At 69.0% G+C, this 17,074-nt stretch carries 12 protein-coding genes and 1 pseudogene; 10 read left to right on the top strand and 3 right to left on the bottom strand.

All coding sequences use genetic code 11. The features are described from left to right. Positions 1-90: 90 nt before the first annotated feature. A complete protein-coding gene (locus DAETH_RS21570) occupies positions 91-909 on the top strand; it encodes an SDR family NAD(P)-dependent oxidoreductase (RefSeq protein ID WP_264778175.1) in 819 nt (272 codons plus the stop codon). Positions 910-1,038: 129 nt separating this feature from the next. Further along, positions 1,039-1,789 (top strand): annotated as a pseudogene (locus tag DAETH_RS21565) (IS6 family transposase). 157 nt (positions 1,790-1,946) lie between these two features. Here the strand turns inward: DAETH_RS21565 and DAETH_RS21560 are convergent. Then, positions 1,947-5,294 (bottom strand): BTAD domain-containing putative transcriptional regulator, encoded by a 3,348-nt coding sequence (locus DAETH_RS21560; RefSeq protein ID WP_264778174.1) that lies wholly within the window; start codon positions 5,292-5,294, stop codon positions 1,947-1,949. 328 nt (positions 5,295-5,622) lie between these two features. Between DAETH_RS21560 and DAETH_RS21555 the strand changes: the two genes are divergently transcribed. The 3 genes from DAETH_RS21555 to DAETH_RS21545 all read left to right on the top strand — a co-directional run bounded on the left by DAETH_RS21555 (position 5,623) and on the right by DAETH_RS21545 (position 9,304). Next, complete coding sequence (locus tag DAETH_RS21555; RefSeq protein WP_264778173.1) at positions 5,623-6,627, top strand: peptidoglycan-binding domain-containing protein; 1,005 nt, start codon at positions 5,623-5,625, stop codon at positions 6,625-6,627. A gap of 131 nt (positions 6,628-6,758) precedes the next feature. Further along, on the top strand, positions 6,759-8,105 hold the full coding sequence (locus DAETH_RS21550; protein WP_264778172.1) for a peptidoglycan-binding protein: 1,347 nt from the start codon (positions 6,759-6,761) through the stop codon (positions 8,103-8,105). Positions 8,106-8,224: 119 nt separating this feature from the next. Further along, complete coding sequence (locus DAETH_RS21545) at positions 8,225-9,304, top strand: peptidoglycan recognition protein family protein (protein WP_264778171.1); 1,080 nt, start codon at positions 8,225-8,227, stop codon at positions 9,302-9,304. A gap of 139 nt (positions 9,305-9,443) precedes the next feature. Here DAETH_RS21545 and DAETH_RS21540 read toward each other — a convergent pair whose 3' ends face one another. Next, positions 9,444-10,154, bottom strand: a complete 711-nt coding sequence (locus DAETH_RS21540; protein ID WP_264778170.1) for an IS6 family transposase — start codon at positions 10,152-10,154, stop codon at positions 9,444-9,446. Positions 10,155-10,349: 195 nt separating this feature from the next. On the opposite strand from DAETH_RS21540, the gene DAETH_RS21535 reads away from it, so the two are divergent. The 5 genes from DAETH_RS21535 (at position 10,350) to DAETH_RS21515 (ending at position 16,494) form a co-directional block, all read left to right on the top strand. Next, the gene (locus DAETH_RS21535; RefSeq protein WP_264778169.1) at positions 10,350-11,354 is read left to right on the top strand and encodes a LacI family DNA-binding transcriptional regulator; all 1,005 of its coding nucleotides are present in this window, start codon (positions 10,350-10,352) and stop codon (positions 11,352-11,354) included. A 344-nt stretch (positions 11,355-11,698) separates the two neighbouring features. Further along, entirely contained in the window at positions 11,699-13,147 is a 1,449-nt protein-coding gene (locus DAETH_RS21530; protein WP_264778168.1) for an ABC transporter substrate-binding protein, read from the top strand. A gap of 10 nt (positions 13,148-13,157) precedes the next feature. Next, a complete protein-coding gene (locus DAETH_RS21525; protein ID WP_264778167.1) occupies positions 13,158-14,123 on the top strand; it encodes a carbohydrate ABC transporter permease in 966 nt (321 codons plus the stop codon). Next, positions 14,120-14,992: a carbohydrate ABC transporter permease gene (locus DAETH_RS21520; RefSeq protein ID WP_264778166.1), complete on the top strand. Its 873-nt coding sequence runs from the start codon at positions 14,120-14,122 to the stop codon at positions 14,990-14,992. Before DAETH_RS21525 ends, DAETH_RS21520 begins: the two co-directional genes overlap by 4 nt. Continuing rightward, on the top strand, positions 14,989-16,494 hold the full coding sequence (locus tag DAETH_RS21515) for a sulfatase family protein (RefSeq protein WP_264778165.1): 1,506 nt from the start codon (positions 14,989-14,991) through the stop codon (positions 16,492-16,494). Before DAETH_RS21520 ends, DAETH_RS21515 begins: the two co-directional genes overlap by 4 nt. Before the next feature lie 149 nt (positions 16,495-16,643). Here the strand turns inward: DAETH_RS21515 and DAETH_RS21510 are convergent, their stop codons facing one another. After that, positions 16,644-16,946, bottom strand: a complete 303-nt coding sequence (locus DAETH_RS21510; protein ID WP_264778164.1) for a Rossmann-fold NAD(P)-binding domain-containing protein — start codon at positions 16,944-16,946, stop codon at positions 16,644-16,646. Positions 16,947-17,074 lie beyond the last annotated feature (128 nt).

Genomic DNA, 17,074 nt, shown 5'->3' with positions numbered 1-17,074 from the left:
AGTTGCCGGAACCCGTTGCTCACAGTTACGCTCGCATCACTGTCACCCGCCCGACAACGGGTGGGGCGGCCCGGGTCTATCGTGCCGGCCATGACTTCCCCTTCATCCCCCGGGGGCGACCGGACGTTCTCCCTTCACGGCAAGGTGGCTCTGGTCACCGGGGCCAGCCGCGGCATCGGCGCCGCCACCGCCAAGCTACTGGCGGCTCAGGGAGCAAGTGTCGGCGTGAACTACGTCTCTAACGAGGCCCGCGCCCGTGAGGTGGTGAGCGCCATCGAGGCAGCGGGCGGACGCGCCGTGGCCGTGCGCGGCAGCGTCGGTGAGCAGGCCGAGGTGGAGGCGATGGTCCGGCAGGTCGAGGAGGAGTTGGGACCCATCGACATCCTGGTGTGCAATGCTGACGCCGTGCGCGAGTTCACCGTCAAGCCCTTCGTGGACCTGTCGTGGGCCGAGTTCGAGGACCTGTTGACCGGTGAGACCAAGGCCGTGTTCTACCCGGTGGGGGCGGTGGTCGGCGGCATGATGAAGCGGGGCGCGGGCACCATCATCAACGTCAGCAGTCAGTTGTCGCGCAGGGCCCAGGAGGGCATGGCGGGCCACTCCAGCGGCAAGGCGGCGGTGGACGCCCTGACACGGACGCTGGCGAACGAGCTGGGGCCGCACGGCATTCGCGTGAACGCCGTGGCTCCGGGACTGGTACAGACTGAAGCCAGCGCGTCGATGTGGAGCGGGGATCAGGGGCAAGACGGAGGGCCTGGCCTGATGGCGCGGATGCGTCAGATGACGCCACTGCGGCGCATTGCCACGCCGGAGGACGTGGCCGGAGCCATCGTGATGCTGGCCTCGGATGCGGCGAGCTTCGTGACCGGCGTGTACCTCGACGTCAACGGCGGCATGACCATGCGGTGATGGGCACGGCGCTGACAACTTGGGTTCCGGCCGCTCCTGACACAGGGATCAGGGAGATCAAGTCCATTTGCAACGCTCGTTCTGACCGCCGAAGGTTGTGGCAAGTTGTTGAGGTAGGGTGACGTGGTGCTGAGCGGTCAGAAGCTTGCTGGCTACCGGTTTCCCCTCGCAGTCATTGGGTACGCCGCCCCTGCTCTATCACCGCTTCACGCTCAGCTACCGGGATGTCGAAGAGTTGCTGCTGGAACGGGGCATTGCGGTGACCCCTCGTCGTGAACGGACGCCCATGAGGACGCCACTCCTCCGCGAGTCCATTCGGACGTGGTGCATCAAGTTCAGTGACCTCTTCGCGCAGGGCCTCCGTCACCGGAAACCCCGGCGGGGTTCCCGGTGGCACCTCGACGAGATGTGTGTGGACGTGGGCGGCGTCAAACATTGGCTCTGATGGGCCGTCGATGAACACGGAGCTGTGCTGGATGTTTTCTTGCAGGAGCACCGGGATACCGAGGCCGCCAAGTTGTTCTTCTACCGGCTACTGGGGGAATACGACGTGCCGGAAGTCATTCACACCGACCAGCTCTGGAGTTATGGTGCTGCCCTGCGCGCGCTTCACGTGCTCCACGTTGTGGAGCACGTCCAGGTGGTCTCCACAGCTCGCTGTAACAATCTGGTCGAACAATCCCATCGACCGACACGGCGACAAGAGCGACAACAGCTAGGCTTTAGGTCACGAAAACGGGCGCAAGGCTTCCTAGAGTTGCATGCCTGAACGACCAATCTTCATCACCCTGCCCGTTCCACCGTACCCGATTGCCACCGTTGCCATCACCGCAAAGTCGCCTTTAAGACGTCGCAAGAAACCGTGCAGCAGGTGGCCTGATCTTCAGGCCACCTGCCTCGCCAGGGCTCGTAGGCTTCTTTTCTTCGAAGCTGACAACTTGCCACAACCGAGCTGCATTGAGATCACGGAAGAACCTCAAAATCCAGGTACTCCCACCCCGTTCGGCTTTCGAGTCCACGAGCCTTGCAACTGGCCCTCAGCCCGGGGAGGCGGCGAAGGTGGGCGGCAAAAAGGTGCGGCTCAGGACGGCGAGGCGCGTTCCGTCGGGCAACTGGGTGAGCAGGCCAAGCAGTTGCTGTCCGTACAGCAGCAGCCCCGGGGCGCAGGCGGCGTGGGCCGCCCGTAGGCTACAGGCGGCCTGTTCGGGAGCTCCGCCAGCGACGACGACCAGCCCCGCCTCGGCCAGGCCCCGTATGGCGACAGCGCTGTACAGTCCCGGCGTGAGGGCCAGGCGTGCCCCCGCGAAGTCACAGGCAGCCTCAAAAGCCTCGCGGGCTTCTGCGCTCCTGTCGGCGCGGGCAAGCGCGAGGCCATGGAGCAGGGCCGCGCTGTCGTTGTTGGTGGGCTCGTCGATGGTGCGAACCTTCTGTGCCACCTGTAGCGCCTCCTCGTCCTCCCCGTCGAGCAGCAGCGCGGCGGCCAGGAAGACGCCCTTAAAGGCCACCAGGGACTCGGCGCCGATCTCCCGTGCGAGGGCCACGGCAGCGCGCAGTTCCGCCACGGCCTGCCGGGCATTGCCCCCCAGCAGTTCCCAGATGCCCAGGTTGCCCAGATTCCAGCACTCGCCGTAGCGGTCGCCGCGCGCGCGCTGAATCTCCAGGGCGCGCTGGGTGTGGTAGAAAGCACCGGCCAAATCTCCCTGCCCGGCGAGCACCGACCCCAGCGTGCCGAGTGTGGCGGCCTCGGCGGCCGGATTGGGGCCCGCGCCGCCCAGGTGCAGGGCGGCCCGCAGCAGTGAGAGGGCGGGGTCCAGATCCCAGAGTTCGGCGTGCACCAGGCCCAGGTTGTACAGCAACGCGCCCTCCAGCGTTCGGTCGCCTACGGCCCGGGTCTCCTCCAACGCCTCCCGGTAGATGTCACGTGCCCGCCCCAGGTCACCGCCGCTCAGGCAGAGGTTGCCCAGCCCCTTGAGCGCCGCCGCCCGCCGCGCCCGGTCACTCAGGGCCTGGGCGGCGGTCAGGGCCTGGGTGGTGACGGCCTGCCACTGCTCCCGGCGGCCCAGTTGATAGAGGGTGGAGGCGAGTTCGAGCAGGGCGTCAATCTCGCCCTGGGTGTCGGCCGCGGCGTGGGCCAGCCCCGCGGCGTCGCGCAGGTGGACCGCCGCTTCGCCCGCCCGGCCCAGGGCGCGCAGGGCCCGGCCCTGGGCGACGAGGTGTCCCTGCGTCAATTCAGGGTCGGCGACGTGGCCGTGGAGCGCCGCGTGTAGCCCGGCCAGGCGCGAGAGCTGGCCCCAGTGGGTCAGGGATGGGCCGAGCGTGAGCAGCACCGCCGCGGCCCGGTCGCCCTCCCCGGCCGCCAGCAGATGCTCGAATTCCCGCAGGCGGTTCTCGGCGTCGTCGGGGGCGGCGAGTTCGGGGGTGGGCGCAACTGAGCGGTGGTAGGCTGCCGCGCGCAGGTGCAGGGCGCGGCGGGTGTAGGGGGGCCCGGCCGAGGCCGTCTCGTTCCCCTGGGTGGGAATGCGGCGGTAGGCGTAGTCCCGGTCCAGGGTGTGCAGGGAAAAGATCTCTACGGAGCGATCGTACTGCACGAGGTGGGAGCGGACCAGGCGCTGCAAGAGGTTATCGAGCGTCTCCTCGGCCACATAAGGACGCAGCACGGAGGCGAGCGCGGCGCGCGGCACCGGGCGGCCCAGCAGCGCCAGCCCCTCCAGCACCCGCAGCAGTTCGGGTGGCAACTGCCCCAGCACCTGCTCAACGACCAGCCCGGTAGCCTCTCCCAGAAAGCGCTCGGGGGCCCCACACAGATCCTCTAGGCGCAGCAGCGGGCGTTCGAGCAGCAAGCCCGCGACCGCCTCCAGCGCCCGCGGAAAGCCGGCGGCCCCACGCACGATGGGCGCGAGCTGGTCGTCCCCGGCCTCGCGCAGCCCTGCATGACCGTCGGGGTCGCAGGCGCGCAGCAGGGCAGCGCCCTCAGCCACGCTCAGGCCTGCGGTCAGGTGCAGGCTGCGCTCCCAGCTCGCCCAGGCGACGGGGATGGGCCACGGCGCGCGGCTGCTGTGCAGCACCGTCAGCGGTCCTCCCTGGCGCAACACGGTTGTCAGCAGCGCCCGCAACTCGCGGTCGGCCACCTCCCCCGAGACGGGATCGAGCAGCCGCTCGGCCTCGTCGAGCAGCAGCAGGAAGCGCCCGCCGCGCAGGTGGTCCAGCAGGGCGTGGGCCAGTTGCCCGGGCGCCTGGCCGGGCTGGTGGGTGTCGCGCAGCAGGGCGGCGCGGGCGGGCTCGGGAAGCAGGCGGCCCAGGTCACCCACGACGCGCGCCCAGTCCACGCCCGTCGTGGTGGGGCCCAGCGAGACGACACCGGCGTAGGGAAAGGACTCCGGCGCCGCCTGAAGGTCCAGGAGCGCCCGGCACACCAACGCGGTCTTGCCGACGCCGCCCCGCCCGTACACGCCCAGCAGCCGCGGGCGCTCCCTCAAAAGCCGCGCGAGTTCGGCCCGCTCACGCTCCCGCCCGAAAAAGCGCTGCGAGCTGTCGAGCGGCAGTAGGTTGATCAGCCGCAGGGGCTCCGGTCCCGCTGCCCGGGGGGCGCTCCCAACCGCAGGCGCCAGGCCGCCCAGGTCCCCCGCCACGATGCGGGCATGCAGCGCCAGAATGGCGGGCGAGGGCTCCAGGCCGAACTCGCGCGCCAGGGTCTCGCGCAGCCGCCCGAACTGCCGCAGCGCCTCCCCCCGCTGCCCTAGGTGGACGTAGGCCTCCATCAGCGCTCCGTGCAGCGGTTCGAGCAGCGGGTCTTGGGCGAGCGCCCGCCCGGCCAGGGAGGGAATCTGCGCCCAAGCGCCCCGCGCCGCCGCGTGCTGCACCGCTCGCGTCAGCGCCTCCAGGTAGACGTGGCCCAGGCGGTCGCGCTGCGTGCGCAGCCAGGCGTCGAACTCGCCCTCCTCGGGGACCGGGATTCCCTCCAGAAAGGGCCCCGTATGCAGCTCGAGCACCTGCTCCAGGGCGGCCTCCCCGCCCTCGCCCGGCGCCGGGTGTCCGTGTCCGTCGTCCAGGCGCAGCAGGCGACCGGCAGCCTCGAAGTGACGGGCGTCCACCCACAGGTCCTGGGCGAGGGTCAGGTGGTCGCCGCGCGTTTTCAGGGCGTCCTCACCCAGCAGGCGGCGCAGCGACCACAGCGCGTTGCGCAGGTTCTTGCGGGCGGCGGCGGGGGAGCTGTCGGGCCACAGCAGGGCGAGCAGCGATTCGCGGGTCTGTTCGGCGCGCCCCACGGCCAGCAGGCCCAGCAGGGCGACCTCCTTGAGGGAGGTCAGGTGCGTGACCTGGGCTCCGCACTCGGCGCGGGGCGGGCCGAACAGGCGCACGCGGGGAGAAGAAGGGGGTAAGCGCATGGTCCTCCTCGGGAGGTGGTGGTTCCGGCCAGGTCGGTGCCGGTGCTGGCACAGCGACCCGGAAGGCGTCCACCACCTCCGAAGCCTCTTCGACGGGAAGCAGACGAAAGTGGGACGGGTCTCAGGACAGGTGTAAGGACGCTGCCGAGGATACCTGCGCTTAGGCTGACCCGTGTGAGTCCGGGCCACCGTGCCTAGACCGCCGCGGGGCACGCTGGGGAAAAAGTGCGTGTTCCGGCCGACGGTTCGTTCAGAAGTCCGTTTGCCCGCGTTCTCGGTTCCCGGACGCGCGGAAGATTTTGCCGGGGAGCCTTCCGGGGGGAAGACGATGCGACAACAGAAATGGTGGCTGGTGGGACTTTCGGCGCTGATGATGGTGAGCTGCGGGTCCACGCAGGTGAGCTCGGGGGCAAATACGGCGCAGGCCAGCACGGATGCCGAAGTGGCCGCTCCCCAGGACGGGGCCAGCCTGACCGCCCAGGCGGTGAGCTGGCCGGTGTTGCGGGTAGGGTCGAGCGGCCAGAGCGTGACCAGCCTGCAACACCTGCTGCTGGCCCACGGCCACTCGGTCGGCGTCGACGGCCAGTTCGGTTCCCAGACCGAGGCCGCCGTGCGCAGCTTCCAGCAGTCCAGGGGCCTGAGCGCCGACGGCATCGTCGGCGAGCAGACCTGGACCGCGCTGGTCATCACCGTGCGCGAGGGCAGCACCGGGGAGGCGGTCAAGGCGGTGCAAAAGGAGTTGGGGGTCACGGCGGACGGGCAGTTCGGGCCGCAGACGAAGTCGGCGGTGGTGAGTTTCCAGCAGTCACGCGGCCTGACAGCCGACGGCATCGTCGGACCCAACACCTGGCGTGAACTTGTCGGCTCGGGGACGGTCACCACGAGTGACCGGGCGACCCTGGCGCAGCAGATTCTGAACAACGGCCGGATCAGCCTCTACACGGTTCAGGTCTCGGGCGTGAACGACGGGGCGGACGCCCGCAGCAACATCGTGGATACCGCGGCGGGCCGCCCCGCCAAGCGCAGCAGCTACGACAACGCGCCGGGCGGCTCGGTGTACCTCGACACCCGGATGCTGCGCGGCATGCTGTCCACCGCCGGGGTCTACAGTTACCGCTCGACGGCCATCGCGGGGGGGTCGCACAGTAGCAACTCGCGGCACTACGCGGGCCTGGCCTTCGACGTGGATACCATCAACGGCGTGCGGGTGAGTTCCAGCAACCCCTATTTCCGCAACTTCATGCAGGCCTGCCGGAACGCGGGCGCCGACGAGGTACTGGGCCCCGGCAGCGCCGGTCACAGCACCCACGTCCACTGCGGCTGGCCGCGCTGAGCCCTTCCGGGAAGGTCCGGGCTTTCCGGGCCTTTCCGGCCCCAGCGTGACCCGCGGCCCGGTGTCCTGTCTGCCACCGGGCCGCGGCGGACATTGGACACTTCTTCTCCAACCCACTTCAGGAGACTGACATGCTGCGACGCTCACTCCTCCTTTCCGTTCTCGGCGCCTCGCTGCTGGCGGGCTGCTCCAACTCGGGCACCCCGTCGGCGCAAGGCCCCTCCTCCGGCGCCGCTCCCGCCGCCGCCGCACCCAGCTTCGACCCCTGGGGCCAGAAACCCGTGCTCGGCTTCCTGCTGCTCACCCAGGACGAGACCCTGGCGGCCGAGGTGCGCGACCTCTTCGCCGTGCTGGGTCTTTCGGAGGCCGAGCGGGAGCAACTGCTGAACCTCGCCCAGCGTGAGCAGGAGGGCGAGGCCGCCCTGCGCGCCCAATACCGCCGGCAAGCCGCGGAAGGCCAAATCGCCCCCCAGGCCGTCTCGCAGCAGAACCTGCAACTCCAGCGGGTGGTGGACACCACCGACGCCGGGGTGCGCGCCCTGCTCGGCGACCGCTACGACACCTTTCGGGCCTGGGTCCGCGCGGCGTGGGCCCGCCAGCAGGCCCGGTCCTCGTCGGCGGACACGGGAATGGTCAGCCCCCAGGCGGTGAGCTGGCCGGTGTTGCGGGTAGGGTCGAGCGGCCAGAGCGTGACCAGCCTGCAACACCTGCTGCTGGCCCACGGCCACTCGGTCGGCGTCGACGGCCAGTTCGGTTCCCAGACCGAGGCCGCCGTGCGCAGCTTCCAGCAGTCCAGGGGCCTGAGCGCCGACGGCATCGTCGGCGAGCAGACCTGGACCGCGCTGGTCATCACCGTGCGCGAGGGCAGCACCGGGGAGGCGGTCAAGGCGGTGCAAAAGGAGTTGGGGGTCACGGCGGACGGGCAGTTCGGGCCGCAGACGAAGTCGGCGGTGGTGAGTTTCCAGCAGTCGCGCGGCCTGACAGCCGACGGCATCGTCGGACCCAACACCTGGCGTGAACTTGTCGGCTCGTCGAACGGCGGCGGCGGGTCCTGCCGGGTGTACGCCACCCAGTTTCAACAAGAGGCGGGCACGCCGAGCGAGCAGGTGGCCCTGCCCGACAAGTACCTTAAGTTCGCCAACCGCGGCTGGACCAGCCCCTACAAGAGCCCGCCGTACACCGTGCAGATCACGCGCGGCACGACGGTCGTGGGCGGGTTGAAGGTGTACGAGGTCGGTCCCTGGAACGAGAACGACAACTACTGGAGTTCCGCGCGGCGCAAGTTCGCCTCGGCGGGGAGTTGCGTGCCCGAGGCGCAGGCGGCGTACCTGAACAACTACAACGGCGGGCGCGACGAGTTCGGCCGCGTCGTCGGCAACCCGGCGGGCATCGACCTCAGCCCGGCCGCCGCGCGCCGGCTCGGCCTGGGCTCCCTGCAAAACGGGTACGTGGTCGTCAGTTACAGTGACCTGCCCTGAGCCGGCCCCGCCCCGGGCGGCCCTGCCCTCCGGTCCCCACCCTTTTTCCCTCAAGGAGTTCTATGTGTTCTGAGTGCGAGAGCCGCCCGGCTGTCACTTCCCCGTTCGGTGCCCCGGCCGTGTCCCGGCGCAACGTGATGAAGTACGGTTTGGGGGCCGGGCTGGGCCTGCTGCTGGCGAGTTGCGGTGTCAGCCCCCGGCTGCCCGACGGGGAGGTGCCCCCCAACACCGTGCAGACGCTGGCGACCTTTCCCCCGGTGGCGAGTTGCGCGGCCTGGGGTGCCAGCGCGCCGACCGAGGCGATCACCCTGCTGAGTAGCCGTCCCCGGATGGTGATCGTCCACCACACCGCCAGCCCCAACACGACCGACCTCTCCCAGACCCAGGCCTACCGCCTGGCGCGCTCCATCCAGCAGTCGCATTTTGCCCGGGGCTGGATTGACAGCGGTCAGCAGTTCACGATCAGCCGGGGCGGGTACGTCACGGAGGGCCGTCACCGCAGCATCGAGGCGGTGCAGGGCGGGCGCCAGCATGTGCGCGGCGCCCAGTGCGAGGGCTTCAACGACGTGTCCATCGGGATCGAGAACGAGGGCACCTACACCTCGACCACCCCGCCAACGGCCCTGTACAACCAGCTCGTCAAACTCTGCGCCTACATCTGCCAGCAGTACGCCATTCCCAGCACCTCGATCTACGGACACCGCGACTTCGTGGACACGACCTGCCCGGGCGACGGGCTCTACGCGCTGCTCCCCCGGTTGCGACGCGACGTGGCCGCCGCGCTCGGCGAGGCGGCACGCCCCTGGCCGCTGGTGCGACAGGGCGACCGGAACGAGGCCACCTGGAGCGTGCAATACCTGTTGCGGGCACGCGGCCAAAATGTCGTGTCGGACGGTGACTTCGGCCCCGCGACCGACATGGCGGTCCGGGCCTTTCAGACGGGCGTGGGCATCACCAGCGACGGCATTGTGGGGCCACAGACCTGGGAGCGCCTGATCGTCACTGTCCGGCTGGGCAAGAGCGGGGACGCGGTGCGGGCCGTGCAGCGTCAGCTCAACGTGGGAGCCGGTGAGGGCCTGACCGTCGACGGCGCCTTCGGACCGGGCACCGACGCTGCTGTCAAGCGCTTCCAGACGGCCCGCGGCGTGACCGTCGACGGTGTGGTGGGCCCGGCCACCTGGTCCGCCCTGGTGGGGTAGGCGAGCCTGCCCCCTCGTCGGGAACCTGGGTCGCTATCAGGTCCTCGCAGCCAGGTTTACTCAGCTCCCATTGATGCTGCCGAGGGTTCTGGCAAGTGAACGAGGTGCAAGCCGACGTTACCGACGGACTACCTGAACGTCAGGCTGCCCACTGCACGACCTGATTCCAGACGTGCAGCGCACCCGTCAGGTAGCTTCGTCGCTTTTGGGCGGGCAGGGTGGTTCGGGTGTGCTGGTGAAGATTCGAGACTCGGGCGTGGAGGGCGAGGAAGTCCTGAGTCCGTCGTCGTCGCCCCAAGCCCAGTTGTTGCCGTTCGTGCTGTCGGGTGGGGCGGTGCGACTGTTCGATCAGGTTGTTACACCGTAGAGCCGAGGCGACCTGGACGTGCTCCACGAGGTGGAGCACGTGAAGTTTCCAGATGGCCGCACTGTCGCTCCACAACTTGTCGGTATGAATGACCTCCGGCACGTCGTACTGGTGGAGCAGGCGCACAAAAAAGGACTTGGCTGCCTCGGTGTCGCGGTCTTCCTGAAGGAGGATATCCAGCACGTCTCCGTGTTCGTTGACCGCCCGCCACAACCCATGCCCTACCCCACCGACCTTGACGCACACCTCGTCCAGAGGCCACCGAGAACCCCGCTCGGGTTCTCGGTGGCGCAGTTCCTCGGTGAGGAGCGGCGCGAATGGGATGTTCCACTGTCGCAAGGTCTCATGGCTAATCTGAACACCGCGCTCGTGAAGCAGTTCCTGTACGTCCCGCTGGCTGAGGGGGAAGCGGTGAGAGAGCCGGAGAGCGTCGCCGATGACGCTCAGGGGAAAACGGTGGCGGTAGGGCTTCCGGTCAGTCACCGCTCAACGACCTACCGGCGTGAAGTTGCCAGAACCCGTATCCGACATGGCTCCCCCAGCAGGGGCAGCACAGCTGCCGCTGGCCTTCCCTTGACAGGATGGGCCGGGAAGCCTACAGTCATTTTAACGTTACAATCTCAACGATCCAACAAGCGTCTGGGGGTACCAGCGGGAGGGAGGATGATGGCGGTTACCTTGAAACAAGTTGCGGAGGGCGCGGGGGTCTCGCCGCAGACGGTCTCCAACGTCTTGAACAAAAGCCTGCTGGTCAAGCCTTCCACACGTGCCCGGGTCGAGGAGGTCATTGAGCAGCTCGGCTATGAACCGAACTTCGCGGCGCGTTCCCTGCGCAGGTCGCACACGCGCACGCTCGCGTGCATCCTGTACCAGCGCACCCCGGAGCCCGAGCCGGACCCTTACGCCGCGCTCGTCCAGGCCTCGATCAGCACAGCCGCCCGCGCCGCCAAGCATGACCTGCTGATTCACACGCTCCTGTCAGGCGAGCCCGGCGAGTTGCGCGTGCTGGAAGCGATGTTCACCCAGCGGCGCATCGACGGCGCGGTGTTGCTCGCATCCGACCTGCCGGACGACGTGCTGGGTCTCCTCGCCGCCTGGCCGCACCCGGTGGTGCTGCTCGACCGCGACGCGCCGGAGAGCGGGCTGCCCTACGTCGCGGCCACCTACGCCGAGGGTGTTCGCGCTGCCGTCCGGCATGTTCACGGCCGGGGCCGCCAGCGCATCGCGTTCGTGGGCGGGCCGCCGCAGCCCCTCAACCGTGGGGCACAGTCCCGGCTGACGGGCTATCACGCCGGGATGCGGGAATGCGGCCTGGACGTGGAGGAGGGGTACGTCGTCGCAGGCGACTGGGGGTACGCCAGCGGCGCAGCGGCGCTCCGGCAGCTTTTCGAGCTGCCCGAACCCCCGGACGCGGTGGTCGCCGCCAACGACCGCATGGCTCTGGGGGCCCTGCACGCCGCACGCGCGCTGGGACTGCGGCTGCCCCATGACCTCGCGGTGACCGGCTTCGGTGACCTCGACTTCGCCCGTTACCTGCACCCGGCCCTCACGACCGTGGACCTGCCGGTGCAGGATATGGCCCGCGCCGCGGTGCAACTGCTGCTCAATGCCGTCGCGGGTGAGGTGAAGTCGGTCACCCACCGGGTCCTCCCCACTCGGCTCGTCGTCCGTCAGTCCGCCTGATTCTCCTTCTGCTGGCCACCTCCCGCTCGTCAAAAGTTTTAACGATCCAATTCAGACTGACATCGCCGTGCCGTTCGCCCTCAACCCCTTCACCCAAGGAGTCTCGTGGTCAGGAGCCCGTTTCCCAGAGCAGGCAGAGTCGTGATCACCGGGAGTTCCAGGAGGACAGCTTCGGGTTCCCCGACTGTTCCAGCGGGCCGTCACCCGGCACGCCCGCCTTCCTGGTGGGTCCCCAACTTTCCGGCACCTGCAGATGCTCAATGGCCCGGCGTTCGGCCGCTTCCCCGACTCCATTCGCCCGGACAGATGTGGAACGCGCCGGGCGGCGCCCCCCGGAGGTTCCTATGAGACGACCCATCCTGACGCTCGCCCTCGCTGCCCTGGCGGGTTCGCCCGCCCTGGCGCAAAAGGTCACCCTAAACTTCTGGACGAACGGGACGAGCGCCGAGCAAGCCTTTTTCGAGACGCTGATGCGGGACTTCGAGAAGGCGAACCCGAACATCGACGTGAGGGTGCAGACCATCGGCACGCCCCAGTACCTCAACGCAGTGCAGCTCGCCTTCCGCAGCGGCAACCAGCCTGACGTGCTGCGCGCGCAGGGGAACTTCTTCAACCTCGCGCTCCCGCTCGCCAAGTGGGTCGATCAGGGCTGGCTGCTGCCCATCGACCGGTACGTGACCGCTGGGGTGATCACGCGCTACCCCAAGGGAGCGGTCGAGAACAGCCTCACGACGGTGAACGGCAAGCGCTACTCGCTCCCCATGCAGCGTCCCGGCACGAGCGGCCTGGCCGTCCTCGTGTACAACAAGAAGATGTTCCAGGAGGCCGGGCTCACCCGCCCGCCGCGCTCCTGGGCCGAGCTGCGCAGCTACGCGAAGAAGCTCACCGACACCGGCAAGGGGCGGTACTACGGCCTGGGCCTGGAGACGGGCGACCCCCGCGTGACCTTCCTGGCGGCCCGCGGCGGCTTCGTCGGCGACCACACGGGCGCGCTCGACTACACGGCGGGCCGCTACAACGCCGAGCACCCCGCGATGGCCGCCGCCGTCGACGTGCTGCGCCAGATGAACCTGACGGACAGGTCTATCGTGCCCGGTTGGGAGGCGAACTACGACCTGCCCGCAGGCTTTGGGCGCGGCCAGATCGCCATGATGCTCGCCAAGCCCGCCCAGGTGGCCGCCCTCGTGAACGACTTCAAGCTCGGCCTGAACGACTTCGGCCTGGCGCCGGTGCCCAGTTCGACGGCCGCCGCGACCACCAGGCTGCCGTACGAACCGGCCCTGGGCTTCCTGGGGATCACCGCCAAGACGAAATACCCTAACGAGGCTTGGAAACTCCTCGACTACCTGTACAACGCGGACGTGGCGCAGAAGGTCCTACGGGCCAACCAGGGGCAGCTTGGGGGCTTCATCCCGGCCGTGCGGCTCTCGCAGCGGCAGATCAACGCCGCCAACCCGGTCGCGGCCCCCCTCAACGCGGTGTTCGACGTTGAAGGGGTGCTGCGCCCCGACCCGCTGCTGCGGAGCCCAGACTGGTCCGCCGTGCAGGCCGCCTTCGTCGCGCCGCAGCCCAGCCTGATCGACATCCAGAAGGCCGCGATCCAGGGGCAGGGCAACTACGCGGACCTCGCGGCGCGCTACGACGCGGCGTACAACGCGGCCCTGGACAAGGCCATCGCCACCGCCCGGGCGGACGGGGCCAAGGTCTGCCGCGAGCTGCTGATCTTCCCGAACTACAACGCCCGCAAGAACTTCACCCTCGCCGACTACCGCGGCCTGCCCGCCTGCAAGTGAGGCGCGGGCCATGACGAACGCCTCCCTCGACCGCGCGGCGCGTCCTGGCCCCGCGCGCCGGAAGCGGCCCTTCCTCGACCCGCGCGGCGTGGGGTGGTGCTACCTCTTCCTGGCGCCGATGGTGCTGCTGTACCTGGGCTTCGTGCTGTGGCCCACCCTGGCGAGCCTGTACTTCTCTCTCTTCAACTGGGACGGCCTCGGCTGGCCCCAGCAGTTCGTGGGCATGGGGAACTACCGCGAGGTGACCGGGGACGGCCTCTTCTGGAAGGCCTTCGGCAACACCTGGAAGTACACCCTGGGCGTCGTGATCCTCCAGGTGCCGCTGGCCCTGCTGGTGGCCGTCGCGCTGAACGACCCCACCCTGCGCGGACGCACCGTCTACCGCACCCTCTTCTTCCTGCCCGTCGTGACGACCACCGCTGTCGTCGGGGTGGTCCTCGCGGTGATGCTCTCCCCCATCGGCGGCGCGGTGAATACCGCCCTGCTGGGGAGCGGGCTGGTGGACCGGCCGGTCAACTTCCTGGGCACGGTGTCGCTCGCGCTGCCCACCCTGATCGCCATCGGCATCTGGAAGACCTTCGGGATCAAGATGATCTACTGGCTGGCCGGGTTGCAGAGCGTCCCCGCCGAGCTGTACGAGGCCGCGCGGCTCGACGGGGCGACGGGCACGCAGATTCTGCGCTTCGTGACCCTGCCGCTGCTGCGCCCGGTCGCGCTCACGATCCTGGTGCTGGCCCTGTTGCAAAGCCTGAACGTCTTCGACCTCGTGCGGGTGATGACGGCGGGCGGGCCGCTGTACTCCACCGACGTGGTGAGTACTTACATCTACCGCCTCGCCTTCAGCGCCGAACTCGGGGTGCCGCGCTTCGGGTACGCCTCCGCCGCCGGGGTGATCTTCGGCGTGACCAACCTGGCGATCATCGCCGTGCAGGCGCTCGCCACCCGGGCCGCGCGCCGCCGGGAGAGGGTGTTATGACCACGACCGCGACCATTCCGCGCCGGGTGGGCCGTGTGCCCCGCCCCTTCAACCCCTGGCGACTCCTGCTGCACGTCTCCTTCATCGCAGTGCTGCTGCTGTGGGTCTCGCCCTTCGTGTGGATGCTGGCCTCCACCTTCCGGCCCGCCGTGGAAGCGCAGCGCGCCCCGCTCGCGCTCTTCTCGGCCACGCCCACCCTGGAGAACCTCCAGCGCGCCTGGGAACTCGGCAACTTCTCGCGCTACTTCCTGAACTCGCTGGTGGTCTCGCTGTCCACGGTCGTGATCGTCACGCTGGTGACGGCGCTGGCGGGCTTCGCGCTGGGGCGCCGCACCTTCCCCGGGCGCCTGCCGCTGCTGGCCCTGCTCGGCGCGACGCTCTTCCTGCCGCAGGGGTACACCGTCATCCCGATCTACGACCTGGTGGGCCGGCTGGGGCTGAACAACACCCTGGGCGGGGTGACGCTCGCCCTCACGGGCACCGGCTTCGTCCTGTACGTGTTCATGTTCACCGCGTACTTCGCCAGCCTGCCGCGCGAGCTGGAGGAGGCCGCACTGGTGGACGGCACCAACATCTTCCAGATGTTCCTGTACGTCATGCTGCCCCTGGCGCGGCCCATCATCGCCACCGTCGCCATCCTGGAGTTCATCTCCAGTTGGAACGCCTTCCTGCTGCCGCTCGTGCTGACCTTCACCCGGCCGGAACTGCGGACCCTGGGCGTGGGCATCTACTCGTTCTTCGGCGAGAACCCGGTGGACTGGACGGCGCTCGCGGCGGCGGCCACCCTCTGCCTGCTCCCGGTGATCCTGGTGTTCGTGCTGTTCCAGCGCGCCTTCGTCGAGGGTGTGGCGGGGGCGGTGAAGTCGTGAGCGGCGGAACTCCCCTGAAACGCCCCAACATCCTGATCCTGATGGCGGACCAGATGCGCCACGACATGATCGGGGCGCACGGCCACCCGGTCCTCCAGACGCCGCACCTCGACCGGCTGGTGCGCGAGGGCGTGTCGCTCCGCAAGGCGTACACCGAGTCGCCCGTGTGCGTGCCCGCCCGCGCGGTGTTCCTGACCGGGCAGCTCCCGCACCGCAATGGGGTCTTCGACAACTACACGCCCCTGCGCCCGGGCGTCCCGACCTTCCCGCGCCTGCTCGCGGACGCCGGGTACTTCACCCAGGCCATCGGCAAGATGCACTTCGAGCCCGTGCGCGAGGGGCACGGCTTCCGGCGCCTGTGGCTGTCGGAGGAGATTCCGGGGAGCGTCGAGGAGGACGAGTTTCTCCAGGACCTGTTCGCGGCGGGCTTCGGGCACGTGGAGGAACCCCACGGCCTGCGGCATGAGCTGTATTACGTGCCGCAGCCCTCGCAACTCCCCGAGCACCTGCACACGACCGCCTGGACGGGCCGCAAGACGGTGGAATTCCTGCGCGAGCGGGCCGGAAGCGACGAGCCGTTCGTGTGCTTCACCTCCTTCATCAAGCCGCACCCGCCCTTCGATCCGCCCGCCCCGTGGTCCCGGCTGTACTCGCCGCTCGACATGCCCGACCCCGTGCAGCATGAGCGCGAGCGCGCCTGGGACACCATCTTCATCAAACGTCAGCACCGCTTCAAGTGGACCCGGCCCGACTTCGACCTGCAACACGTACGGACCATCCGGGCGTACTACGCCGCCTGCGTCTCCTTTATCGACGCCTGGGTGGGCGAGATTCTTCGCACCCTCGACGAACTCGGCCTCGCCGAGGACACCCTGGTGGTGTTCATGGCCGACCACGGGGAATACCTCGGCGACCACGGCGCATACGGCAAGCGCGGCTTCCACGACGCAGCGGCGCGCATTCCCCTGGTCGTGCGCTGGCCCGGCCAGCTTCCGGCGGGCACCGAGACGCACGCCCTGGTGGGCCTGGCCGACCTTCCCCCCACGCTCCTGAGCGCGGCCGGAGTGGACTCCGCCCCGCTCTCGCCCGACGGCGTGAACCTGCTGCCCCTGCTGCACGGCGAGGTGGGCCGCGTGCGCGAGGTGCTGACTGGCCAGTTCCAGCACGGGCCGTTGGGCCTGTACCTGTCCATGAACGAGCGGCACAAGTACATTTACAGCGCCGCGGACGACCTCGAAATCCTGCTCAATCACAGCAGTACCCTGAGCGAAACGGAGAACCTCGCCGGAAGGCCGGAGTTCGCGCAGGTTGGGCGGGACCTGAAGGAACACGTCCTCTCACGCCTGGCCCGGGACGGTCATGAAGCCGCCGTGATGGGCGGGGACTGGAGGCGCTACCCCCGTACGCTCGCGCGGGGCAACGAGGACGACCGGGACCCAGAAGGACGCGGCTGGCAGTTCGCGTTATGGCCAGAGACCCTGCGGGAGCGGCAAAACGCCTGATCTTCGCCGCACGCGTCACCGCCTTGCGGACTCGTGGGGGAGACGACAAGATCCATCCACCTTGGTAAGGGAAAAGAGCGTCAGTAAGGGAAAAGAGCGTCCTGCACAGCGTTGAAAGCGGCAAACGACGAACTCAGCGACCTTGACGGTCAGGAGGAGGCCACCAGCATCGACGGCCGCGGGTCAAGTCCGACCAGCTCCATGCTGGTCTGCCACAGGTCGAGGGCCTTGGAAGCCTCGTACGAGGCCCTCGACGACCGGACCTGCTGTATTCCCTGGAAATACTGGCCTGAGACCCCCTCCAATTCGGGAGCGAGGATCAGGCGGGCCATGTCCGCTCCCGAGGTGACGCCGTTTTCGACGCGCACACCCAGCCGCCGGAGCAGCGGCGGCCAGGTGAGCACGAGCCTCAGCAGCGGTGGATACTCGCGCGTGAGACCGGTGCCCGGCACCGCCCCAGGATCAAAGGCGTTCACAGTGATACCCCCGCGTCCCGCTGTCCTCAGCCGTCGGTCGAGTTCGTAGGCGAACAGCAGGTTGCACAGCTTAGTTCTGGCAACTTAACCTCAGCGAAGCGGAG

It is taken from the genome of Deinococcus aetherius, from assembly GCF_025997855.1.
In the GTDB taxonomy this organism is placed as follows: Bacteria; Deinococcota; Deinococci; order Deinococcales; family Deinococcaceae; genus Deinococcus; species Deinococcus aetherius.
The sequence above is the reverse complement of the archived record's forward strand: the minus strand, read 5'-3'. Positions and strand labels throughout refer to the sequence as shown.

Bases quoted from the DNA above. Each gene is read 5' to 3' on its own strand.
- DAETH_RS21550 (WP_264778172.1), top strand. From the start codon at position 6,759: ATGCTGCGACGCTCACTCCTCCTTTCCGTTCTCGGCGCCTCGCTGCTG.
- DAETH_RS21530 (WP_264778168.1), top strand. From the start codon at position 11,699: ATGAGACGACCCATCCTGACGCTCGCCCTCGCTGCCCTGGCGGGTTCG.
- DAETH_RS21525 (WP_264778167.1), top strand. From the start codon at position 13,158: ATGACGAACGCCTCCCTCGACCGCGCGGCGCGTCCTGGCCCCGCGCGC.
- DAETH_RS21570 (WP_264778175.1), top strand. From the start codon at position 91: ATGACTTCCCCTTCATCCCCCGGGGGCGACCGGACGTTCTCCCTTCAC.
- DAETH_RS21560 (WP_264778174.1), bottom strand. From the start codon at position 5,294: ATGCGCTTACCCCCTTCTTCTCCCCGCGTGCGCCTGTTCGGCCCGCCC.
- DAETH_RS21555 (WP_264778173.1), top strand. From the start codon at position 5,623: ATGCGACAACAGAAATGGTGGCTGGTGGGACTTTCGGCGCTGATGATG.
- DAETH_RS21520 (WP_264778166.1), top strand. From the start codon at position 14,120: ATGACCACGACCGCGACCATTCCGCGCCGGGTGGGCCGTGTGCCCCGC.